At 51.9% G+C, this 22,717-nt stretch carries 18 protein-coding genes; 9 read left to right on the forward strand and 9 right to left on the reverse strand.

Annotation, left to right across the window (positions count from 1 at the left end; genetic code table 11):
- Window positions 1–40 precede the first annotated feature (40 nt).
- Window positions 41–1,123: a cytochrome c oxidase subunit 3 gene (locus tag SH302x_RS22200; RefSeq protein WP_479364935.1), complete on the forward strand. Its 1,083-nt coding sequence runs from the start codon at window positions 41–43 to the stop codon at window positions 1,121–1,123.
- A gap of 18 nt (window positions 1,124–1,141) precedes the next feature.
- Window positions 1,142–1,555, forward strand: coding sequence for a cytochrome C oxidase subunit IV family protein (locus tag SH302x_RS22205; protein WP_479364936.1), 414 nt, complete (start codon window positions 1,142–1,144; stop codon window positions 1,553–1,555).
- A 13-nt stretch (window positions 1,556–1,568) separates the two neighbouring features.
- Here SH302x_RS22205 and SH302x_RS22210 read toward each other — a convergent pair whose 3' ends face one another.
- From SH302x_RS22210 to SH302x_RS22220, 3 genes are all read right to left on the reverse strand, one after another.
- A complete protein-coding gene (locus tag SH302x_RS22210; protein WP_479364937.1) occupies window positions 1,569–2,990 on the reverse strand; it encodes a hypothetical protein in 1,422 nt (473 codons plus the stop codon).
- A gap of 313 nt (window positions 2,991–3,303) precedes the next feature.
- Window positions 3,304–4,692 carry a Si-specific NAD(P)(+) transhydrogenase gene (gene sthA, locus SH302x_RS22215; RefSeq protein ID WP_479364938.1) on the reverse strand — a complete coding sequence of 463 codons (1,389 nt, stop codon included), beginning with the start codon at window positions 4,690–4,692 and terminating at the stop codon, window positions 3,304–3,306.
- Between the two features lie 232 nt (window positions 4,693–4,924).
- A complete protein-coding gene (locus tag SH302x_RS22220; RefSeq protein WP_479364939.1) occupies window positions 4,925–5,422 on the reverse strand; it encodes an EVE domain-containing protein in 498 nt (165 codons plus the stop codon).
- 506 nt (window positions 5,423–5,928) lie between these two features.
- Here SH302x_RS22220 and SH302x_RS22225 point away from each other — a divergent pair.
- The 5 genes from SH302x_RS22225 to SH302x_RS22245 all read left to right on the forward strand — a co-directional run bounded on the left by SH302x_RS22225 (window position 5,929) and on the right by SH302x_RS22245 (window position 13,742).
- On the forward strand, window positions 5,929–6,681 hold the full coding sequence (locus SH302x_RS22225; protein ID WP_479364940.1) for a glycosyltransferase family 2 protein: 753 nt from the start codon (window positions 5,929–5,931) through the stop codon (window positions 6,679–6,681).
- The gene (locus SH302x_RS22230; RefSeq protein ID WP_479364941.1) at window positions 6,593–8,500 is read left to right on the forward strand and encodes a hypothetical protein; all 1,908 of its coding nucleotides are present in this window, start codon (window positions 6,593–6,595) and stop codon (window positions 8,498–8,500) included. The genes SH302x_RS22225 and SH302x_RS22230 overlap by 89 nt, the downstream gene beginning before the upstream one ends.
- Window positions 8,464–8,874: a GNAT family N-acetyltransferase gene (locus tag SH302x_RS22235; RefSeq protein WP_479364942.1), complete on the forward strand. Its 411-nt coding sequence runs from the start codon at window positions 8,464–8,466 to the stop codon at window positions 8,872–8,874. Before SH302x_RS22230 ends, SH302x_RS22235 begins: the two co-directional genes overlap by 37 nt.
- 34 nt (window positions 8,875–8,908) lie before the next feature.
- Window positions 8,909–12,085: a hypothetical protein gene (locus tag SH302x_RS22240; RefSeq protein ID WP_479364943.1), complete on the forward strand. Its 3,177-nt coding sequence runs from the start codon at window positions 8,909–8,911 to the stop codon at window positions 12,083–12,085.
- A gap of 109 nt (window positions 12,086–12,194) precedes the next feature.
- On the forward strand, window positions 12,195–13,742 hold the full coding sequence (locus SH302x_RS22245; protein ID WP_479364944.1) for a serine/threonine-protein kinase: 1,548 nt from the start codon (window positions 12,195–12,197) through the stop codon (window positions 13,740–13,742).
- A 101-nt stretch (window positions 13,743–13,843) separates the two neighbouring features.
- On the opposite strand, the gene SH302x_RS22250 is transcribed toward SH302x_RS22245, so the two are convergent.
- The 4 genes from SH302x_RS22250 to SH302x_RS22265 all read right to left on the reverse strand — a co-directional run bounded on the left by SH302x_RS22250 (window position 13,844) and on the right by SH302x_RS22265 (window position 18,257).
- Complete coding sequence (locus tag SH302x_RS22250; protein WP_479364945.1) at window positions 13,844–15,970, reverse strand: vWA domain-containing protein; 2,127 nt, start codon at window positions 15,968–15,970, stop codon at window positions 13,844–13,846.
- 150 nt (window positions 15,971–16,120) lie between these two features.
- Window positions 16,121–16,369 (reverse strand): carbon storage regulator, encoded by a 249-nt coding sequence (locus SH302x_RS22255; RefSeq protein WP_479364946.1) that lies wholly within the window; start codon window positions 16,367–16,369, stop codon window positions 16,121–16,123.
- Window positions 16,370–16,469: 100 nt separating this feature from the next.
- Window positions 16,470–16,799: a hypothetical protein gene (locus SH302x_RS22260; protein WP_479364947.1), complete on the reverse strand. Its 330-nt coding sequence runs from the start codon at window positions 16,797–16,799 to the stop codon at window positions 16,470–16,472.
- Window positions 16,800–16,967: 168 nt separating this feature from the next.
- Window positions 16,968–18,257 (reverse strand): outer membrane protein assembly factor BamB family protein, encoded by a 1,290-nt coding sequence (locus tag SH302x_RS22265; RefSeq protein WP_479364948.1) that lies wholly within the window; start codon window positions 18,255–18,257, stop codon window positions 16,968–16,970.
- A gap of 347 nt (window positions 18,258–18,604) precedes the next feature.
- Between SH302x_RS22265 and SH302x_RS22270 the strand changes: the two genes are divergently transcribed.
- Together SH302x_RS22270 and SH302x_RS22275 are read left to right on the forward strand one after the other, a co-directional pair.
- Window positions 18,605–19,006: a hypothetical protein gene (locus tag SH302x_RS22270; RefSeq protein ID WP_479364949.1), complete on the forward strand. Its 402-nt coding sequence runs from the start codon at window positions 18,605–18,607 to the stop codon at window positions 19,004–19,006.
- A gap of 114 nt (window positions 19,007–19,120) precedes the next feature.
- Window positions 19,121–20,416: a tetratricopeptide repeat protein gene (locus SH302x_RS22275; RefSeq protein WP_479364950.1), complete on the forward strand. Its 1,296-nt coding sequence runs from the start codon at window positions 19,121–19,123 to the stop codon at window positions 20,414–20,416.
- On the opposite strand, the gene SH302x_RS22280 is transcribed toward SH302x_RS22275, so the two are convergent.
- Together SH302x_RS22280 and queG are read right to left on the reverse strand one after the other, a co-directional pair.
- Window positions 20,397–21,446 carry a glycosyltransferase gene (locus SH302x_RS22280; protein WP_479364951.1) on the reverse strand — a complete coding sequence of 350 codons (1,050 nt, stop codon included), beginning with the start codon at window positions 21,444–21,446 and terminating at the stop codon, window positions 20,397–20,399. The two genes, SH302x_RS22275 and SH302x_RS22280, sit on opposite strands and share 20 nt — an antisense overlap.
- Window positions 21,436–22,644, reverse strand: a complete 1,209-nt coding sequence (gene queG / locus SH302x_RS22285) for a tRNA epoxyqueuosine(34) reductase QueG (protein ID WP_479364952.1) — start codon at window positions 22,642–22,644, stop codon at window positions 21,436–21,438. The genes SH302x_RS22280 and queG overlap by 11 nt, the downstream gene beginning before the upstream one ends.
- Between the last annotated feature and the right edge of the window lie 73 nt (window positions 22,645–22,717).

The raw sequence follows: 22,717 nt of genomic DNA on the forward strand, positions 1-22,717 counted from the left end.
GCCTGATTTGTCATTAAAGAAACTTTATTTAGCTGCAATTATGAGCGCAATTGTACCTGTCGATGCTGGGCATGATCAACACGATCACCATGATCATCCAGCTTGGGTAGCCCACCACTTCGAAAATGCCGAACAGCAGTTTGATGCTGGCAAGCTGGGTATGTGGTTGTTTTTGGTCACTGAAGTCTTATTCTTCAGCGGCATGTTTTGCGCCTACGCCCTTTACCGCAGTCAGCATCCGGAGATTTTTGTATTCGCTAGTACGTACCTGAATAAGTTTCTCGGTGCGATCAATACCGGGGTTTTGTTGTTTAGTTCGTTGACGATGGCGTGGGCGGTTCGATCAGCTCAGTTGTCGCAGCATCGAACCTTGGTTGGAATGCTGGGCGCCACCCTTGGATGTGCAGCCATATTCCTAGGTGTGAAGACGGTCGAATATACTCACAAATGGGACAGCGGTTTGCTGCCGGCCGGACTTTACACTTCTCAAGTACCCGGCCATGCAGAGCATTCAAACTGGTTGATGATCCTGTGCATACCGGCTGCGATCTGCTTGGTGATCTCGGCCTTCTGGTATTTTTCGACATTGCTAAAGAAGGATAAATTCCAACGCGAAGTCGCCGGCCCGGTTTTGGTTGCGTCGCTATGCTTCTTCGGAGGTGTTTGGTTGGGATCTGTCTTGACTGCAGATGAGGGATCGGGACATGACTCAGCGCACCATCACGAAACTGCACATGCTGGTGATCATGGGCATGCCTCGCACGACGATCATGCGAAAACCGCATTGGTCAGTACGAATGCGCCGGCCTTGCCTGAAATGTATGGCACGCAATCCTTTCCAACAGAGGTTCGCGTGAATGTAAACGAGATGGAAGTCCCGTTTGCCGATGTGAATCAGAAGAGCAAAGCGGGGATCTTCTTCAGTATTTACTACGCGATGACAGGCGTACATGCACTGCACATTTTGGCGGGTATGGCGGTTCTAACTTGGATGATTGTCAAAGCTGCTCGCAAAGAGTTTCACTCGCAATACTTTGGTCCAGTTGACAACGTAGGTTTGTACTGGCACTTGGTTGACTTCATCTGGATCTATTTATTCCCATTGCTTTATCTGATCACTTAAGAACAACGAACTATAACTATGGCTGCACCGGCACAAGAAACCAATATAGCTCACGGTCACTCGGGAGCGCATGGGCATCACGACGGCGAGTTTGCGCACCCGGCTTCGATCGGTATGCTGCTAACCATCTTCGTTATCTTGCTCGCGCTCACAGGTCTGACTGTTTATCAGTCGACGTTGGAGCTAGGCAATTTCGAGATTTTCTGTTCGCTGGGAATCGCGACCGTCAAAGCGGGCTTGGTCATCATGTTCTTCATGCACATGCTTTGGGACAAGATGCTGAACGGAATCATCTTTTTCAGCTCCTTGATCTTTGTGGCACTTTTTCTTGGCTTCGTGTTAATGGATGCCGACAGCTACAGCGACACCATCATCAACAAAGACACGCTGCAAGATTCCTTGCCAAAGGTCACGGCTGCGTCCGAGAAGTAAGAGCCATCGATAACTACGCAGCAGATTGCGGATACTTACCCTTTAATTCCAAGAGTAGTTCTACGGCTGCTTTAGCGATCTGTTCGCCGCAGCCTGGTTGTAGCGGGCAAGCTTGGGGTTCATAGCCTCCTTCTTCGAATGCTCTGCGTGTTGGTACGTAGAATCCAAGGTCATTGGCCATCGATATCACGATCGTTTTTGAAAACGGCGAAGAGGCCTTGATGGCAATGCCTAGGTCGACAAATATTTCGTGGGGCAGCGCGATAATAGCTGTTGATTGATCGAGTCGAATGGCTTGCAGTTCTACAGGATAGCCTTCCGGGTGGTCCTGCCAAAACCTTTTCAACAGCAGTTTCCTCCAAGCGTCAGCCAGGATGAGAACCGAATTGGATTGATTGTTGGCGTTTGTCAGAGTTTCGTAGGCATTTTGGTATTCAACTTCGCTCAATGGTAGCAGTTCGCTGTGCACTAGACGCGTGGCTGTAGCGAACTGATGGTGCTCAATTTTGTGAGCGTTGGTCCAGGCTCCGGCGATCGTGCCAGCTAGCGCTTTCCCCACGCGACTGGCCGGCGACTCGCTTGTATTGGCGGTATGATCTGAGATATCAACGTGGTTCACATCGCCGGCGCATCCTTGGCAGAATAGATTAGTGGCGTTCGCTGCCTGAAGATTAGATTTAAGAGCTGTATCTAGAACTCCAGGATAGCATGCGCTGAAACTGGACCTTTGGAAGATTTCGGTATGCAGTGCGAAGACGGATAGACTCCCTAAGAGTTGTCCATGCTTGTCGGTCGCGAACAGGAACGGCAAATCCGGATCGATGGGTCCAAGCGGTCGAACGATTTCAGGGTTAGTTCGCTCTGGATTCCAGCTAACGGTTCCGTCCCGCATTAAATAGCGGCGATTTAACGCAAGCCCGAACTGCTGTGGCACCGCGATGGAAAGTTGAGCCGCTTGGCGTTTCTGAAAGGCCTCTACGGCGACTTCTTGCCATGCATTGACCAACAAGCTTTGGTAGTCCAGCGGCTCGTGTGGATCAGAGCCATGGTTCGATTCTTTTTGGCGATGATGAAATAGATCACGCAGAGGACCGAAATACTCGGGAGCTCCGTGGGTATGCGTAGCAGTGATGATGATCTTTGATTCAGAAGTTCCCAGTGCAGATGCTATGGCAGCGCGAGCGAGACCGGTAAGTTCCTTGGGGACAGAGCACAAATCGTTGGCAATCAGGACAACTAGCTGGTCGCTCTGGAGTAGGACCAGAGCCTTAGTGAAAAGTGCATCACGCACTCCATCACTGAATCGTTCGGTGTAGCCACCCGCCATACGCCACCCGACGGGTGGCGTGATATCGCGAGTTGCGAACCCGACCTCAAACGCGGTTGTATTCATGACATCGAGCACGGCTAGGCGGGCTTGGTCCAACGTGCTCATTGAACGGACTGCGACTAGACTGACGTGCGTTAAATTAATCGAGCATTCTTTAGACTATCTAAAGCATTCATTGCTTTACGCAGATGAATGTGACAGTCGTCCAGCCATAACTTGGCAATAAGCTTTCGCCGTTGTACTTGGATTGCAGGACCAATCAAAGTATACGTTTGGAAAACCTATTTGGTCAGCAGTAGAACTGCGGACGAAAGCGATTGACGTTAAAACGTAGTTTTCCTGAGAATTTAGCGTCGGCACTCCAGCATTTCTCAAATGAGCCGCTCTGCTGAAAATGCTGTGTCCCATTAGCGGCGATTTAGAACAGTCGATTGTGTCCGTTGAGCGCAGCCACGCGATAGGCCTCTGCCATCGTTGGATAGTTGAAAGTAGTGTTGATGAAGTACTCCAACGTATTCAGCGGTGGTTGTTGTTTCATCACGGCTTGGCCGATGTGGATAATTTCCGAAGCATTGGCTCCAAAGCAGTGGACGCCCAAGATCTCCAGTGTTTCTCGGTGAAACAGGATCTTAAGAACGCCGATTGCACGACCGGTAATTTGAGCTCGCGCCAAACTCTTGAATTGAGAGTGCCCCACCTCATAAGGGATCTTGGCTTCGGTCAATTCACGTTCCGTTTTACCGATCGACGAGATTTCAGGGCTGGTATAAATCCCGGTTGGGATATCACTATGTCGCAACTTGCTGTTGCTTTCGCCGCTGATGTGTTGGGCGGCGGCGCGGCCTTGCATGTATGCCGCGCTGGCTAAAGCAGGGAAACCTACAACGTCTCCAACTGCATAAACGTTAGGTACATCGGTTTGGAAGTGTTCGTTGACTTTTAAAATACCGCGCGAGTTGGCTTGCAAACCGATGCGTTCCAATTCCAAGTCTTCTGTGTTTCCTGAACGTCCGTTGGCCCAAAGCAATACGTCGGTCTTTACTTGTTTGCCACTTTCGAGATACAAAATGACTCCGTCGTCGCAGCCCTCTATTTTCGCGAACGCTTCATTGTGCCGAATGAGCACACCCGAATCACGTAAGTGGTAGCTTAATGCATCGATGATTTCATCGTCCAGAAACTCCAAGAGCTTCGAGCGTGTATTCACTAGATTGACTTTGATCTTCAAGTTTCGCAGCATAGAAGCGTATTCGCAGCCAATCACGCCCGCGCCGTAGACGGTCACCGATTGCGGCTTGTAGGAAAGTTCCAAGATCGTATCGCTATCGAATATTCGAGGATGGTTAAAGTCCACGCCCTCTGGTCGATAAGGCCGCGAGCCGGTAGCGATGACAATGGAGTCGGCTTGCAAAGTCACTTCATCATCAACAGCGATGGTGTTGGCATCGACAAAGCGAGCTCGGCCTTGATAAATAGGCACGTTGTTTCGCTCATAAAAAGTTTGACGCATGGCAACTTGTTTGCCGATGATAGCGCGACTGCTGGAACGCAGTTGAGCGAACGAGGGGTTCACGTGAATTCCCATTTCCTTGAGGATCGGGTTATTCATGGCCTCCATAATGCTGTAGATCGAGAACCGCAAAGCTTTGCTGGGTATGGTGCCCCAGTGAGTGCAACCCCCGCCAATTTTTTCGTAGCGTTCAACCACCGCGACGCGTTTGCCACCTTTGGAAAGCTGCATTGCGGCACCTTCACCGCCGGGCCCTGTTCCAATTACAATCGAGTCGAATTTTTGTGCAGCAATCACGGCTATCGAATCCTTCGAATAAGATTAGTTGACTTCTCCAGTGGCAATCCACGGTATCGCAATGAAACAACCAGTCAGTCGATTATTTCATGAGACTGAACAGACTTTAAAGGGCGATCCGCTCAGGCCGATCGATTAGCATTCTATAAAACTTCGGTGGCTTGCAAACGTCCCGCATGGTTGTTTCCCGCGTCCCTTCTTTTTATTCCTCGCCCAATAACAACCAGCGGCGTTAATCTTTGCGTGCTGAATGGGAAGTTCTTGCAGCGGTTTTAGCCAGCTTTAGGATGTGGCGATATTCTTCGGCAGTCACCGGTTGGACGCTGAGCCGACTGCCTTTCTGCAACAACACCATCCGCGCCAGGGCCGCTGACTGCCGCAAATCTGGCAGGCCAAGTTGCACCGCAAACTTTTCGGCAAAGCGAATATCGACTTGGTACCAAGTCGGCGTGTCGGACTTGCTTTTGGGATCGTAGTGTGGATCTTCTGGATCAAACGCTGTGGGATCTGGATAGCCAGCGCGGGAGACGGTGGCGAGCCCGACGATGGCTGGAGGATTGGCGTTGCTATGATACACGAGAACTTTATCGCCCACCGCGATGGTATCGCGCAGCATGTTTCTCGCTTGATAATTACGCACTCCGTCCCAGCCCGTCGTTTGATTTTTGCTGGCTGCCAGATCATCGATCGAGAATGTTTCGGGTTCTGTTTTGAATAGCCAATAATTCATACTTATCACGCTTTCTGCGTTCGGTAAAACTGCATCGAGAACGACTTCAAGAACTGGCGGCGCCGTCCCCAAATGGGTCTTGGAGCAACTTCTCGCGGTCGGCGGGGTTGGTTTCTTGAGAATTCTAGTGGTTAGCCAACGGGTATTGGTGCATCGTTTGCATAGCTTAGTACGTCCTCGATATTCAGGAATCCCCCGCTTCCAGATCCGATTGAGTCCGCCTAAACGGCAGTTTCGACGTTACTTATGGCAATTTCGGTCTGTGGACGATTTCCTTTCGTTGCCGACTTGAATTCGCTGCCTAGAATGTCACAGGAAAACGAAGTACCCTCGGCTGAGCACGGTGCGGCATCCATGTCGTTCACTCATTAGCCGTAAGCGCCCGCTCAAGGGAAACGCGAACGCCTTCGGCTGACGGTACGCGATTTAGTTGACTGTATTGCTGGGAAACGAGGGAGCGTTGTTCAGGTTGGTAGCCCACCCGGGCGAAATTTAGGAGTTAGATTATGTCAAAATCTCGTTGGCTAGCTGCCCTTCCGATTTACAACGAAGAGAACTTCGTGCATTCGGTTTTGGACGAAGTCACGCAATACGCACCGCATGTACTAGTCGTCAACGACGGATCGACAGATGCCACCGCCGATCGGCTGGGTGAGCGTACGGATATCTCGGTCGTGCATCATGACATCAATCGTGGTTATGGGGCGGCTCTCAAATCTGCATTTCAGTTTGCCATCGAGAACAATTTCGAAACCATTGTCACGCTCGATTGCGACGGCCAGCATCAACCCAAGCGAATCCCACGTTTCGTCGCGGCTTGTGAAAATGTTGACATTGTGTCAGGCTCGCGTTACTTGAAGACATATGAGGGCGACAGTGCTCCGCCGGTGCAACGGTTGTTCATCAATCGCCGGGTAACCAAACAACTGAATCAAAAATTCGGATTACAATTAACTGACGCTTTTTGTGGTTTTAAAGCGTATCGTGTGGAGGCGTTGAAGTCGCTTAATATCGTCGACGATGGATATGCGATGCCCTTGGAACTGTGGGTCCAGGCCGCGATGCTGAACATGCGGATCATGGAGATCCCTGTACCATTGATCTATCTGGATTTGAATCGTTCGTTTGGCGGATCGTTGGACGAGGCGGAAGTTCGGCTGGCTTACTACAATGACGTCATCGAGCGCGCGACGCAAGCGATGCTGGATCGAGGTTTTGACTTACCGAACCCGCGATTGCGGTGCGGTGAGTGTTCCTAGTAATCACTCCGACCATATGACCATTGGATTGGACAGACTTTTGCCTGATTATTCTTATCGCAGCTTCGAAACACCTCGCTCGAACAACAGCGCACTGATTGAGCCTGCGCTGGGCGGTGCAATTGAGCTTGCCAGGCAGAATGATGCTAGTTTGCAGCACTCGGACTTGCTGCCCTTTGGTGACACGTCGCTGGGTGACTTACGACGCCAGGTTCGGCGCTCGGTTGTGCAGTTGGCTGATCGCTGGACCCAGCACACGCGGCTTGTGCAGCAAAGCGACCGGTCTGATTGCGTCTGCGCCCAATTGCGAGATGCGCAGCGGGAGAAAGTTTCAGCTTTTTTAAACAGCACAGATCAACAATCGCCTCCGCTGCTATTTGTCAGCGGGCATCAGCCAGAGTTGTTTCATCCCGGCGTGTGGTTCAAGAACGCAGTGATTTCACAGTTGGCGTCTACTCACAACGGGATTGCCATAAATTTCGTGATCGACCACGACTTGCCTAAGCACAATGCAATCCATGTCCCAGTGGTTCCGCATGATGGAACTATCGCTCACAAATCGGTTTCACCTTTCAAGCTAAGTTCGATTGTGCCGTGGGAGATGTTGGACGATTCGGCCGATGTTGACTCGGCATTTGTCGATCATGTGGAAGCTTTAACACGTGAGCTTTTGCCGCATGAGCCGCTGGTAGCACGCTACTGGCAGCGTTTCTTGCAGGCGCATCATGCAGGAGCTCGGCTTGGCGAATCGCTGGCGATCGCGAGGCATCAGTTGGAGCGTGAAAGCGGGTGGTGCACTTTGGAGTTGCCATTCAGCCAGATTTGCCAGACGCGGGCCTTTGCATCGTTCGTTTCAGAACTAGTGCTCCGTGCTGCCGAGGTGACGTCGGCTTATAATGCCGCGCGGGATGCCTACCGTCGCCAGAATCGAATTCGAAATCAAGCTCATCCGGTCCCAGCGCTACAGACCTGGGCCAGCGAAGCAGAGACTTGGTATGAGTTGCCGCTGTGGGTCTATTCCCAACAACAACATAAACGCCGCCCGTTGTGGTTGGCAGTTAGCTTTGATGCTCAAGGACGCAAGCAGTATCGGTTAAGCGATCGTGAGACAGTTGTCCACGAGATCGAATTAGGAACAGAACACGAGATCGCCGCGAATCTTTGGCAAGCGATGTACCAACGTGGCGTGAAGGTTCGGACGCGTGCGTTGATGACTACCACTTTCTTGCGAATATTTGTAGCCGATCTCTTTGTACACGGAATTGGTGGTGGCAAGTACGATCAAGTCACCGATCAAATCATCAATTCGCTATGGCGTATCCAACCGCCGCATTTCATGGTTGCTTCTGCCAGCCTTCATTTGCCGATGCGGGTCGAAGCGGTCACGGCGTCGCAGACAGTTGCCAGCTTGCAATCGAAAATCCGAGACTCGCGTTATCACCCCGAGCGATTGCTTGAATCAAAACCAGACCTTCCCCCCTCTGCAATGGCTTTGCTAGAGGAGAAGCGAGCCTTGTCGCGTTCGGTTCCCGACAAAGCCACCAAGCGTTCGAGAGGACGCAGTTTGGCTAGCCCGAAGCGTATGTGGCATCAAAGGTTGGCTGCCATCAATGGCGAACTCGCTGCTTTGGCCATCAACGAGCGGGAGGAGTTGGTCGCGCAACTCGAGCAAATGCGGCAGGAACAACGAGCGAGAAAGATGATACAATCTCGCGAGTATTCTTTCGTTTTGTTCGAAAGGAGTGACGTCTTCCAACGGCTTCAGCAACTATTGCCTGCAACATGTCCACTTTTGTCTACTCAGTTGAACCCGATTTAGGGGCCGATGAGTTTCGCGATCTCTTGATACGCTCGACCTTAGCCGCTCGCCGTCCTGCCGACGACCTTCCGCGGCTGGAAGGCATGCTGCGTCAAGCCGATGTGATAGCGACTTGCCGCGACGGACAAGGGCGACTGATCGGCATCTCGCGAGCGATTACCGACTTCCATTACTGTACATATCTTTCCGATTTGGCTGTTGACCAACAGTTCCAAAAGCAAGGAATTGGAAAGCAGTTAATTGAAAGAACCCATTTTGCGGCCGGATTGAAGACGACTTTAATCCTCTTGTCAGCTCCCGCGGCGCGATCATACTACCCCCACATTGGCATGGAATCACATGATTCATGCTGGCTGATCAAACCACAAGCTTAGTGCTATTGGTCCCACCCCGCTACTGAAAGCTACTATGCCCATCCAACGGCTTATCATTGTTCAACCATGCTACTCCCTAGAAGATCTGCCGCGCAGTTTGGATCGGGAAAGTGCTGCGGACTATCATGCTTGCTGGACCGCCCTCTGGCATCCCGCGTTTTTGCAAACCGTATCCAATTTGCCTGAATGGAAACGCAGTGATAGCGCCTCATTGGATGTCTCGGAATCGCTGATCGTTGTGCCAGCCGCATCGCAAAGCCATATTGATACGACATTGCGAGAGCGATTAGATATCAACGACAATATCGTGTTGGCCAGTCAAACAGACCGCTTAGCAATCGTGCAAAGTATCGCGGAAGTTTTAGGCGTATCGGTTGCAGATACTGAAGTCCCAGTGGCCGCTCCCTCTGTCGCCTTGGAGCATTCTGCAAGTGCGAGTGACCAAAGCGAGCTGGCAACTGAAGTCCAGCAACCGCTGCGGCGAACACCTGTTTGCGTTCAAAGCTTTTATGCGTTGGGGTTCGCGTATCAGCAATTGCACATCCTGACTCGCAAAGTTCACTACAGCACGAACTTGGATCTTTTGATGCTGCAAGAGCAGGCCAACAAGGCCGCGGTCGCATACTGCTCTGGCCAGTTCGAGGAAGCTGAACGATGGTTGCAATCTTGTTTCGACCAGTTATCTCAAGAGCGAGATCGTTATTTTTCCCAGCAAGCGAACTTGGTTGATCTGACCTTGCTGGCCCAATCTACTCTTGGAGATTCGCTGAACAAGCAACTTGCGTTTGCGCATCCGCAAAACTTTTTGGCTTCTGCTGCTTTGTTACAACGCCTGCAATCGCGAAATCCAAACGGTCTGCAATTGCTGCAAGCACGTTTGCACTCGCAAGACTCCTCAGTGGTGGGTGGCCTGGATCGTGAAGCAGCATCTCCGTGGCTTACCAGTGGGCATCTGCTGCGCAGCATTGCACGTGGACGAGCAGAGTATCGCCAATTAGGATTAGCACCAACCTCTGTGTTTGCCCGATTGACGGGTGGCCTACAACCGTATGATTCGCAGTTGTTGCGGATCAGTGGTATGTCGGCCGCGATTCTGTCCGCTTGGCTAGAAGGTGACTTGCCGCAAAGCGATCAGGCAAAGATCCGCTGGCAATCGGCCGACTCGACGGCGATCGACGCCTTGGCAGCTTTCGTGGTTGAAGGCAACTCGGCGTTGAGCGTGCTGTCGATCTCGGTCGAATTAGCCAAGCAATTTGATTATCATCAAGTCCCAACCTTGGTCCTGGCACATTGGCCGAACGATTACTGCGAAGCCTTTAGCGATCTGTTGTTAGTTACCGAAAGGACCGCTGCACTTGGCGCATGGCGTCCTCTGCACGACTACTTTGAAACTACCGGGCAAGCCTATAGCACTACCGCTTTGCCGACGTCGCACTTCAAACTTGATTTGCCAGAGGACAGCCAGGCCTTTGGAGAGTTCTGTAAGCATTGGCTTCAATGCCGTCGTCTCCAAGTAGCAGCGGAAATGCTAAGCAGCTCGATGCAAATGCTCGATCAATTGGCCGCTTGGATGTCTCGCAAGCCGTTGAACGAGGCGATTCAGACCATGCGGCAAACGATCAACGTTTTGCTGGAGCAAACCGATGGCGTGTCACAATCGTTGACCGATCGCTTCCGCGTGGAAAGTGCCAAAGGTGCCATCGGTGATTTCCATTCGCCGCATGACTACGCGTCAACAGTAAAACAACTCGATCAGGAATTGCATTCGTTGACTTCGTTGCTTGGCTCGTTGGTTTCAGGCAAGCCGCTGGCCCCCCAATCGCACCGTTGGCTGCAATCGCTGAGCGATAGCGACCAGCCCAGCAGCATAGGGCGAGCGGTCCCACTAAACTCTTCGACAGACTATTACCTGTACAATCCGCAAAGCGTTCCAATGCGATATTGGCTGAGGACCGGCGACAAAGCGTTAACCTGTGGCGATATCAGTAGGATTTACGCCAATGACAATACCACCAGTGCTCGCAAAGCGTTGCAGAAGGGGCTTGCCGGAAAACTACCCAGCGACTGCATAGGTGGTAATGAAGTAGTCGTCGATGTGCCTGCCTATGGGATCGTACACATGAATTCTCACTCCGGTGCATTGCTTGGTTCTAATTCGGCCAGCCGAACAACCATGGCCAGTTCGAGTTCCGCGATGGCTAATGAGTATCTGGACGTACAATTAGATCCTGCCACTGGGCAACTGCGAGCGTTGCTGGTGAATCGAAAACGCGGCAGTCGCATGAGTGGCCAACTTTCGATTTTGGATCCAGCCAAGCTGTTGCCGGGGCTGAAGGTCGATCCTGATTCACGATATGCGGAAGCCAAGAAGGTTACCCTGAGCATCGAGCATAACTCGGTCGCTTCTGCAATCATCGCTGCGCGTGGCGTTTTAACCTATCAGCAATCCAGCTTGGCGGAATTTGAGATTCTCTATGAACTTTGGCGTGGCTGTCGCTTGCTGCAGATTACGCCCCGCATCAAGTGGTTAATCGATATGCCCGAAAGTGAAACGAACGTATGGTTAGGAGCCCCGGTATGGAGAACAGCTTGGCCAAACGAGGCGGCCTCGTTGCGGTGTTGGCAGCAGCAGATTCCCACAAAAGTTACTGCGGCGACATTCTTCAATCCCCAAGTTTTGGAGGTCGACGACGCCGAACACAAGCTGTTTGTCCTGTACTCTGGAGCTTGTTTACATCGCCGTCGAGAATCGCGGTACCTGGACACACATCTGGGCCATGGAACATCGGCTAGCTTGGCCGTCGGCTTGGATTTACCTAATCCGTTGCAGCAGTGGAACCACTGGAGCCAGCCGCCTGTGATATTTTCTTCCAATTTGTCGATGTCCAATCAACAGACTTCCGCATCGTTCTTGTCTTCAACGCGGCGAGGCTTGTTGGTCGACTGGCTGGATCCCGACGCTTATTTGGATTTAGTATCGGAAAACGCGGAAACTGGTGGGAATTCCGAACGATTTGACGCTTACTTCTTCATCCAAGAGACGTCCGGCAGCCCGGGCAGTCCACAGATACAACTCTTCCGCGATGCAAAAAATGCAGCCAAATTGAACTTTCGAGGGGCTATCGACGAACAGTTGAAAGTTGTCGACGGCGAGGTATTGCTGCCGCTCAAGAGCTGTGAAAGCACTTGGCTTGGGGTAAACTGGAGTTAATCCACCACTCAAATCCTGCGTGCTCATGTTACAATAGATTACCTGATGCTCTACCAATCGTGCGGAAGAACAGTAGAAATCAGTTGTCTGGCAAAGGACCATAGAAAGCTTGACTAGCAACTCGTCGAAGGAATCCATTCGTGCAATGGACCGAGTCGATCTCACCAATCGTACGCTCGGGGGGTATCGCATTTTGCACCGCTTGGGCAGCGGCGGAATGTCGGATGTATATCTTGCATTTCAAGAGAATCTCCATCGCCACGTTGCGCTCAAGGTCATGCGAGTGGACTTGGCGGCTTCGCCCGACCATGTGAAACGCTTCTTGCAAGAGGCGCGTGCTGCCGCGTCGATGGTGCATCCGAACATTGTCCAAGTGTACGATGTTGGTGAGCAGCAAAACCTGCAGTACATCGCGCAGGAATACATTGCGGGCTGTACACTGCGAAACTATATCCAACGCGTCCGCTCGCTGCGGGTCGATGAAACCGTCTCGATCTTGATGCAGATTTCCGCTGCCCTGTCGAAATCCGCCAGTATCGGCATTGTTCACCGCGATATCAAACCTGACAACATCTTGTTGACTCCCGATGGCGAAGTGAAGGTGGCGGACTTCGGTCTGTCGCGTGCCCATTCAAGCAAGGAGAATTTGACCGAAGTGGGCATCGCGCTGGGCACTCCAACTTACATGAGCCCCGAGCAGGTCCAAGGTCAGCAGGTCGACATTCGCAGCGATCTCTACTCTTTGGGTGTCACCGCTTACCATATGCTGACGGGTCGACCTCCCTTCGAAGGCGAAACCGCTCTCGCACTTGCCGTACAGCATGTGCAAAACAAGCCACCTGATCTGACAAAGTTGCGGCCAGACTTGCCTCCGCAATTAGTATCCATTGTCAACCGGCTGTTGGCGAAAAAAGTCGAGGATCGATTCGTATCGCCAAATGAACTGAATCGCGCGTTACGTGAGGTCGCAGAAAACCTGCCCGCTCCATTACCGACAGACCGTCCGCTGCCATTGCCCAATGTTGTCGTTGATTCACCGACTGTCGGCGGAGAACACACTGCTGCACTGGACAAAGCGGCTGTGGCTCAGCGGCTGTTTATCTCCATACGTCGTCGTCGGCAATTACTGGCGATGGGAGTTGTGTCCGCTAGCTTGCTGGCCGGTTGGATCGCTTATAGCATCACGGCTTCGATACCAATCCAGAATGTATTGCCTGAGCTGACCCCTACGCAATTGGGAATCGAACGCAAAGCGACAGTTCAAGAACAGTATGTGCTGGCGCTGCTCAAAGATTCGCCAGCTTATTGGTCTGCCGTAGAATTGTTCTTTCCACCCAACGCGTCTTCTCCGGTAGCAGAAAGCTATTGCATGAAAGCTTGGCTGCACCTTGCATGGCACGCGTTGTCATTGGAGAAAGTTGCAGAGGCAGACATTCATCTGAAAAAAATCAAACGCGTTGAAAATGTAGATTCGGTAATCGATGTCCTATATCACGCGACATTGTATTGGCAAGCGACCGTCAAAGGCGATTTGGATGCCGCAAGAAACGAAGCAACGATCGCTCGCATGAAGTTTTCTGCTTTGCTGCCTGACCAGCAGGAATTGGTAAAGCAAACTTTGCCAACGCCATCGCGTACCGTGTTGGATGGAACTTAGGCAATCGTACCAACGGCCATAAGTCTTCCGCGGCCCCGCCAGCAAACTGTCCGTTGAACCGTGTTGCGGTCACACAAGAAGAAGCGATCGATGGCCTCGCGTTAATCTGCGGATGGAGCGAGTGGGACGTTGGTTCTATGGATTGGCAGATGTGGCGACAACGTTTTGCCTGCCTTCTCGCTCCACGCCAACTGCCGTTTCAACATGGAAGCTTCATGTGATTCTGGCCATAATGCCAAAATCGCTTTGGCATGCGAGCGAGCTTTCTCGTGATCAACCAGATCTGGGACCGCTTCGAGAACGCCCCAATCCCCAGCGTAGATACCGGCCAGCATCCAGTGAGCGCGCCGCGTTTGCTCGCTGCCATCGGCGCTAGCAGCTAAATCCTCGTAGACGCTCGCGGCGTCTTGAAAACGTCCTTGATAGAAGCGAACATCGCCTTCAATCTCCAACGCATCGGACGCGACCGCTCGATTGCGATAACGAAACGCTTCCAACGCAATTCTGGTGGCAGACCGGATCAACGACTCCTGCTCGTCGCTGGTCGTTCGGGCAGCAATTTGATATCGACCGAAGTATGCATTCGCTAGCATCGCATGGATCACAGGATTGCTTGACTCCAATCGCAACGCTTCGAGCAAATCCTTTTCGGCCGCGGTATATAGCTCCAGCGACAAAGGATCATTCACGGAAAGCTCGATGGCTTGCTCCAGCGCCAAGCGAGCGCTGGCCATCAGCCGTTCCGTTTCTGGTGTATTGCTGACCAATCGAGTTTTAAAGCCCGTGGGCGAGAAAGCTGCAAAACTTGCTAGTCGAGTATTCGTTTTGGCATGCTGAGTGATCGCCTGCAAGACAGCCGAACAAAGCTTTGCTTGACTTGCCTCGCGTGAACGGACAGTTGGCACGGCAGTGAATTGCAATGTCGCTAATTCGAAGACTCCCGACTGGATGGAAGCAGGATCGCCCGAGGTGAATCGTCCCCAGTAAACATAATCAGCTTTGACCGCTAGCGCGACTTGCTGCAAAAGCTCCTCCGCTGTCTTCGACTTGCGTGCGTAACGATAGAACGCTCGTTCCAACTGATGTAGATAGACCGTATCCATTCCGGCGTCATCAAGTTGAGCTCGCATTTCGTCGGCCAACAGCACAGCAGGATTGCGTCGCGAAAAGTCCATCTGATCGATGGGCAGATGGGGCAAAACGGCAATTCGGACGTCTTTGAGCGTACCGTTGGCCTTGGCCAATCGCTGCGTCTTGTAGGCGTCAATCTCGGCCTGCGTAATCGGCTCAATCGCGGTGTAGCTGGTAACAGCTTGCTCGGCTGCTGACGAAACGGCACTTAACACGTTGGGATCGGATAAATCGAGCATAAGGCCGCCGGTCTGCGTCGTAAGATTCCCACAAAACGACAACAGGTCATCCAGCACTTCTTGGTAGATCGCTTCATCCGCAGTTCGCGTAGGACAAACAATCGCATGGATGGAAATGTCTTTCTCATTTGCAATGGAGATCAATTGCTGGTCCGAATGCGAGCGACTGGCTTGATACTCCGGTTCGCTGAAACCGCTGGGCAACGGAGGAGCATCGCCGATGAATAGTATCCAGCGTTTATCCTTTGGCTCCTGTGACCAAGGCAAAGCGGTCAAAGCGGTATACAACGCTAGATCGACTGGCTCGTGAAAATAGGGGCTTCCCGATCCAGGCCGCAGTTCTTGTAACGCAGCTTCGATTTGCTTGAGGTCGCTGACAAACGCATTTGCACTTGCGGTCAATGGCCAGCGAAGAACTGGCCCGTCGTGTCCCACGTCGCGAAACACTAGCAACTGAAACTTCACGTGTGTCCCCAAAGTTCGTTGGAGATCTTCTAGCATGGTTTGGACCATGCTTCGTATCCCCACCAGTTGCTCCTCCATGCTCTCCGTCGCATCCACGACCAGCACCAGTTCCAAGTCGCCTTGGATCTCCTTGACCATGTCGACGAAGTTCACACGCTGGGCAAGTCCCATCGTTTTGACGTCGGGCGACAAAGCAGGATTAAAGATTGAACCCAAAGCACTTGCTACGGCCGGTTGGTCTTCCGCTTGTGTGAACGCAGCGAGCTGAACGCAAGCGATCGCCATTGCGACGCAGAGTACACTGGATCGACCAGCGAGTGACAGACTGCTGGTCGATCGATCGTATATGGGAAAGCTGACGCGTCGGCTGTATTTTGAGGAGAGATGCCACATGAGTTCGACCAATTCCTTAGCAGAGACAAGATCCGGAGTATCCGGTTCTAAGCTAAGTTATCGAATGCAAACGCTATCAGTTGCGTACATCTCAAGAAATTCCGGCACTTCTTACGGCATGCGGACGCCCGCATGCCATTTTGCTAGTGCCTACGCTGCTTTGCGGAACTTGGCAATGTCCGACGATGTTTGCTCAGCAGCAGCTTGTTCCTTAGCGATAGTTGGGAACGGAATGGTCGATACAGCATCTTCAGTATCCAGTTCCGCTCGCAAGACTTTCATATTCGGCGGAGCTTCAACGCCAATTCGGACTTTCTCTCCGCTAACCTTCACAATCGTTAAGGTGATGTTGTTGCCGAGCGAAATCGTTTCGGTTTGGCGGCGACTGATGATCAGCATGAGAATTCCGTTTCTAATGTTGTCGTTGTACTGCACAACTTTTAACGGTTGTGCGGGCTTGATAAAGTGTAGGAAAAGTGAGTTTTAATCGATTGCGGAACTAGCTATGACTTGCAAGTTCTTCGCTGAGTAATTCGGTTACCGACCTCTCACCTGTTCGCACTCCTTGCGAATCGTAGGTAAGCACTCGGTCACTGGAAAAATCATGAACGGCAACTAGTCGAACGCTACGAGGCCCATGCAGGCAGTACAATCTGCCACAGAGCGCGCCCTGCTTGTTGATGATTTGTTCAGTCAAAGGGAACGCGCCGGGTACGAGGTCGTTCTCGCAGCTTAAGGTTTTGTCCACCCAACTGCGAATGAGATCGTCACGGCTGCTCTCCAATTGCACCATCGTGTTGTAACTCCCGTAGACTGTAAAGTATCCCATGCATCAACATGCAAGGGGTTCCATGTGAGAGTTGGTATCGACCGAGCTTGGAAGGAAGAAAAGAGGACGCGTCAATGTTCTGCTTGGCGTGACGATTCCGGTCGTACCGGCAAAAGAATAAGTTTCAACTCGGAATCGCAGATTAGGCTTGAAACGACCTCAAGAGCGTTATTCGAAGCAATACAGGAACTCTTGTCGTCCTTGAGCGGTCTGCTGCGCAACCCGCAAAAACAGATTTTTCCCTGAAGTCGCGGGGCTTGCGAACGCTTCATCACCCAGACGGTTTACTGCAACCTGATCATATTTAGCTGCCGAGGGGCGGAACACAAAATGTTCACCTGCTTCATTGGCCCAATAGATCAAACCGTTTGCATAAATTGGAGAAGCACTGACCGGCCCCGCCAAACGACGCTTCCATTGCTCAACGCCGTCGCTCGCTTGCCAACAGTACAGTACGCCGCCATCGGTCAGGGCATACAAATAACCGTCGATCTGGATCATCGATTGCTCGTAGCATTTCTGATTATTCTGCCAGACAACTTTTGCTCCGTTTCCAGAGACTTTAATCCCATAAGTGCCTGCATCGGGGTAACCTCCACTGGCAAAGACCATGTCGTCCGTCCAAACTAAAGTGCCACATGTCGCGGCCGTCGTCGCTTGGACTTGCCACAATTGTTGGCCGCTGTCTGGGTTGTAACTGCAAACAGTTCCAGCTCCACTGATCAGCAGTTGATCACGTCCTGCGACATGAGCGATAACGGGAGAAGAAAACGTAATGTTCGCCTGGCGTTGAATTCGCCAAAGCTGCTTGCCATTGTTGCGGTCGTATGCCGCGATATAGCTTTCCCCATCATGCTCAGCAGCAACAATCACCGATTTTTTATAAAGCACCGGAGAAGGGGCATAACCATATTCATAGCGAGTCGGGTTAAACGGGCCGACTTTCACTGACCAAGATTTTTCTCCACGCAGGTCTAGTGCTACTAGTTCGATTTGCTTGTGATGAAAGAATGCGCCAAAGATCAACTCTCCGTCGCTGGCCAGTGTCGGACTTGCTTCGGTATTTTTGGGATGGTTTCTTTCAGGGAAACCGCCACGGTTCACTTCTCGTAGCCACAATTGTTGCCCATTAGATTTATCGTAAGCGATGACGGCATGCGTTTGTGTCCGTTCGTTAGCACTAGCGAGAAAGACTTTATCACCCACCACAATCGGGGATGAGTGACCTCGACCTGGGATTGGCGTCTTCCACTTTACATTCTGCGTATCGCTGAATTGTACTGGTGGTTGGCTGCTGGCATCGGCTTGGCCATTTCGCTCGGGGCCGCGCCACCACGGCCAATCGGCCTTTGCGTCCAGTTTAGGAAAATCGGCGATCCCTCGGTCTTGTCCAAAGAGATTGCAACTGGCAAAAACTATAAGCAGGGCGGCGAGCGATAGGCGAGTTTGGTTGGTCATGTTCGGGAGATTATGGAGGATATTGTCGGAATTGCACTTGGCATTATATCCAGAACTTTGTCGTTTGAGGTTGGGATTCGCGTTTGCAATGCCATAGAGGGAAATACGGTATTCCGTCCTCGGTGTTCGGAAATCCCCCGGCAGTATTTCACGCGAAGTTATGCAGTTCACCTGCCAACCTCCCGCCTTGCCAGACAGCACGTGCTATAGCTTGAGTGAGGAGATTGAAGCTCGGCTGCAGGAAAGCAGCGAGTGTGCGCAGATTTTCCTCCAAGGTTGGGTTGTGCCGATTTTACCAGCAGTTAGTGGCAGACTTGAATTGCCCTGACTTTCACTAGCGAGTAATCATGATCAAACAGGAAGTGAAGTGGATGAAGGGAACAGCCGTAGCCTCGCTGGGTATCGTGATCTGCTGCAGTTCCGCGTGCAATCCTCCAAGAGAGGCCGCTGTCATTCATCCCACCGTCGCCCGAGCGAGACTGCAGCAAGTCATTCAGTCTCTCGAAAGTTCTGTCAACGCAGACCTTTTTGGAAATGTCTCTGGTTTGGGTAACATCGCAGAAGTCCAAGTGCACTCCGATTTTTTCTCTCGACTTGAACCAGCTCATCGAACACGCATGCTGCAAGCACTGCAACGAGCTTGGCCATACGACATCGTAGAACTGCGAGCGTTGGATGGGTCATTGGCTGGCCGCGCGGTCCGATCGACTGGTGAAATGCGGATGGCGGCCTTTGCGCTGGCGGATTGAAAAAGACCGTCCATTGGACCGAGAAATCGCAGGCAGCCCTCAAGCTCCTCTTCGGGAGATGTTACAAATACGCATATTGGCTTTGCGTACTTCTTCCTAGCGGGGCGATCCAACATGGGCTCGGTCAGTCTACATGATGAAATAGTCGGTCAACTGAACGACCATCAATTCGGAATAGCACAACAGATCTGCGAGCAGGCGTTAAAAGAATCGCCGCAGAATGATGTACTTTGGCATTTTCAAGCGGTCGCACTCGCGCAACAAGGGCAACTGGAGTCAGCAATTGCTTCCTGGCAAAAAGCCATTGCCATTGCTCCACAAGTGGAAGACTATCATTACAATCTCGCCATCGCTCTTGAAGATAAAGGCCAATTACAAGCAGCCGTCGTCCAGTATCAGGCTGCGTTGGAGATCGAACCCGATTCGATTTACTCACGCAATAATCTTGCCAATTTGTGGATGCAGTTGAAGCAGTATCAAAAGGCCTACGACTTGTTGTGCTGCCTGCTGAAGGAAACGCCCAACGATCCCGATATGTACTACAACACTGCGAACGCCCTATACGATCTAGGTCGATTCAAAGAAGCGATTGAGTACTACAAGATCGCTATCACGTTGGACCCCGATTTGGCCAACGCTCGCGAAAATCTTGCCCGGGCATTTATTAAGATCGAGCAACCGGAGTCCGCCGTCCTTGTATGGCAAGACTGGCTGGAGCATGAACCAGGCAACGCCACTGCGGAACATTGTTTGGCAGCGCATCAAGGCGCTAAGCCCCCTGCGCGCTGTCACGACGACTACATAAGACAAACCTTCGACCGTTCCTTCGCAACAGTTTTTGACGACCAACTGTCACGACTGAATTATCGTGCTCCGCAACTACTGATCGATCATTTACGCGAGCATGTCTCCACTTTAGAAAATCTGCACGTCTTGGATGCTGGGTGCGGTACAGGCTTGGCCGCTTCACTTTTACGCCCCATCGCATCCACTTTAGTTGGCATGGACCTGTCGCCTGATATGCTAGGTTTGGCTGCTCGAGGGAAAGTGTACGATCAGCTAGAAGAGGCAGAACTGACTTTGTACTTATCGAAACATTCGAACCAATTCGATCTGATCTTCTGTGCGGATACGCTGTGTTATTTCGGCGTACTGGACGAGGCTTTTCAAGCTGCCTGCCAAGCGCTCAAGCCCGATGGTCATTTCGCTTTTACGGTAGAGCAAGCCGAAACCGCCGTGACGCTAGAATTCAAGTTGTTGCCGCACGGTCGCTATGCACATACCAAAGAGTACGTCACGACTGCATTACAGCGGGCCCAGCTTAACCTGGTTCATGTTGCAGAAGAAGTGCTCCGACACGAGCATGGTCAAGCTGTTGCCGGGTTGGTTGTCATTGCAAGCCGGCGTTAGTGACCGATAACGTTGTGTCGATAACGTATTTTGCAATCGCTTCTGGGCTGTGATAACGCAAGTAGTGTTCGCGGGCGCGATGCCCCATCTCTATTAATTGCTGTTTGTTCGATAACGCACGTATCGCTGTATTCAATAATTCGTCTGCATCTGGTTGATAGTACACGGCATGAGCACCCTCACGGAACGGTTCGTAGCGGATAATCGTAGGTTGGTTCATGAAAGGCACAGACCAACAAGCTGCCGCTTCATAATGCCGAAAGCAATCCCAACCGTAGCCCTCAGGCGACCAGACAAGATATGCCGAAGCAGCTCGATGCAAGAATTCGATCGTATTGAGACTTTGAGTAGGAATATCTACCTTGTATCCCAACTCCTGCAGTTTCTTCATGGCCGCCATCCCCATCTGACGGACCGTCGAAGAACCTTCGCTTAGTCCCGCAAAAAAGATATCCGACTTTTTCACAGCAGGCTCGCTGGGAAAGTACTCTTGAGTGCCCGGCCGAATGCCCAGTGGCAGCGGACGCAGTTTGGCTAGTCTCGCGAGATTTCTTGTTTGCGTTCGATATCGCTGCGTCGGAACTGCGTGATGAGCCGTCCTCATAAAGACCTGCCATTGATCGACGGGCAGTTCACGTTTGAACCATATTTTGCAGCGGTCCAGCAGATAGAGGTCGGCTCGAGAGATGAAGCGGTTATCTTCCAGATCAATCACTGCCATAGGCGTGTGTTTGGCCAGTCGCGTCAGTTGCGGCGCTACCAACGACACCAGTGGCAAACGGCCTTGCAAACAAGTGCGCTTGGTCAGTTGTCGAGCCCACCATTTCAAACTCCATGGGGAATTCTGTTGTGGGTGACATACGACCAATTCGAGATTTGGATCACGCAATGCACTAGGCAAGGACCAGAACGGCTCCAAGTTGCGGCCAGACTGATGGTCCGTCGCACGCGACGCGAAACACCGGGCTGTTGGCAAGCTGTGCTTAATGCAGGGCCGCCCAATCTCGACAATACTCCGGTTATCGGACACTCAAGCTACCTTCCCACGTTTCAAGCAGCGCCATGGCCATTTGAATTTCAGCCAAGACAGCTTGGTCTGCTTCGGTGAGCTTGCAAGCCTGAAGTTTGGCGAGGCTGTGGATCGCTGGCAGTTGGCCCAACGCCCAGGCAGCCACAATGCGTAAGTTTGGATCGGAATGTTGCAGCAAACGTGTTGCCCATGTGACAGCTTGGGGTAATCTTTGGTTGGTCATTGCAATCAATGCATTGCGTTGAAGCCCCGCTAGCTTGGCTCGCCAAAGGGGTGTCTTGCGATAGCGGTCACGGAACTCACTCTCATCCATCGACAGGATGCTCTCAAGGTCCAACTGTCGCAAATCCTCTCGAGGTTGAAATTGGAAGGTGGCTGCGGATCTGGCCTTGCGGTTCCAAGGACATACTTCTTGACAAACATCGCAGCCAAAGACCCAATCCTTCATCAAGGGGCGTAGTTGCATCTGAGGCGCAGATCGATTCTCGATTGTCAGATAGCTAATGCATTTGGTTGCATCAAGCACATGCGGCTGCACGAAAGCGTTGGTAGGACAAGCGTCCAGGCAAGCCCGGCAGGTGCCGCAGTGGTCAGCCGCAAATGCCTCGTCAGACTCCAACTCGATCGTGCTGAGAATGGCGGACAGGAAAAAGTAGCTGCCCCAGGTTCGTGAAATCAACATTGTGTTTTTGCCGATCCAACCGATGCCCGCTCGCTGAGCGAACTCCCGCTCCAATAGGGGGGCGGAATCGACGACCCCACGAAAATTTGCATCCGGCTCAACTGCGTTCAACTGTTTGATCAAAGACTTCATTCTTGAATGCAACACGTCGTGGTAGTCTTCACCGCCGGCCGCATAGCGTGCGACTTGACCGCAAGCGGCGTGAGACACCACTGGCTCAGTAGGGCTGGATGCATCGTTTTCACCCGTTTCACGGTGCTCTTTAGCTTCTGGATGATGATACGAAGTGAGCATCATGAGAATAGATTTAACTTCGGACAATACGCCGACTGGATGACGATACGCTTCCTGGCGGTTGCGAATATAAGCCATCGAACCACCGTAACCCGCGTCTAACCAACGAATCAAATGGCTAAATCCGCGGGCTTCGGCTGCAGCGACCACCCGGCAATCATCGAATCCGGCGTCGATTGCCATCGCTTTGGCTATCTGCGAGTTGAGCGGGTTCCGATTCATTACAAGGACTATGGTCTAGGAATTCTGACAAGAAGCGTTTTAATAACGGCAAGGTTAAACCACCGACAGACGG

It is taken from the genome of Njordella calcicola, from assembly GCF_056494125.1.

Excerpts from the sequence above, each read along its gene's own strand:
- SH302x_RS22225 (WP_479364940.1), top strand. The coding sequence starts at position 5,929 with ATGTCAAAATCTCGTTGGCTAGCTGCCCTTCCGATTTACAACGAAGAG.
- SH302x_RS22270 (WP_479364949.1), top strand. The coding sequence starts at position 18,605 with ATGATCAAACAGGAAGTGAAGTGGATGAAGGGAACAGCCGTAGCCTCG.
- SH302x_RS22200 (WP_479364935.1), top strand. The coding sequence starts at position 41 with ATGAGCGCAATTGTACCTGTCGATGCTGGGCATGATCAACACGATCAC.
- SH302x_RS22240 (WP_479364943.1), top strand. The coding sequence starts at position 8,909 with ATGCCCATCCAACGGCTTATCATTGTTCAACCATGCTACTCCCTAGAA.
- SH302x_RS22260 (WP_479364947.1), bottom strand. The coding sequence starts at position 16,799 with ATGGGATACTTTACAGTCTACGGGAGTTACAACACGATGGTGCAATTG.
- SH302x_RS22210 (WP_479364937.1), bottom strand. The coding sequence starts at position 2,990 with ATGAGCACGTTGGACCAAGCCCGCCTAGCCGTGCTCGATGTCATGAAT.
- SH302x_RS22220 (WP_479364939.1), bottom strand. The coding sequence starts at position 5,422 with ATGAATTATTGGCTATTCAAAACAGAACCCGAAACATTCTCGATCGAT.
- SH302x_RS22230 (WP_479364941.1), top strand. The coding sequence starts at position 6,593 with ATGACGTCATCGAGCGCGCGACGCAAGCGATGCTGGATCGAGGTTTTG.
- SH302x_RS22275 (WP_479364950.1), top strand. The coding sequence starts at position 19,121 with ATGGGCTCGGTCAGTCTACATGATGAAATAGTCGGTCAACTGAACGAC.
- SH302x_RS22205 (WP_479364936.1), top strand. The coding sequence starts at position 1,142 with ATGGCTGCACCGGCACAAGAAACCAATATAGCTCACGGTCACTCGGGA.
- SH302x_RS22255 (WP_479364946.1), bottom strand. The coding sequence starts at position 16,369 with ATGCTGATCATCAGTCGCCGCCAAACCGAAACGATTTCGCTCGGCAAC.
- SH302x_RS22235 (WP_479364942.1), top strand. The coding sequence starts at position 8,464 with ATGTCCACTTTTGTCTACTCAGTTGAACCCGATTTAGGGGCCGATGAG.
- SH302x_RS22250 (WP_479364945.1), bottom strand. The coding sequence starts at position 15,970 with ATGTGGCATCTCTCCTCAAAATACAGCCGACGCGTCAGCTTTCCCATA.
- SH302x_RS22265 (WP_479364948.1), bottom strand. The coding sequence starts at position 18,257 with ATGACCAACCAAACTCGCCTATCGCTCGCCGCCCTGCTTATAGTTTTT.
- queG (WP_479364952.1), bottom strand. The coding sequence starts at position 22,644 with ATGAATCGGAACCCGCTCAACTCGCAGATAGCCAAAGCGATGGCAATC.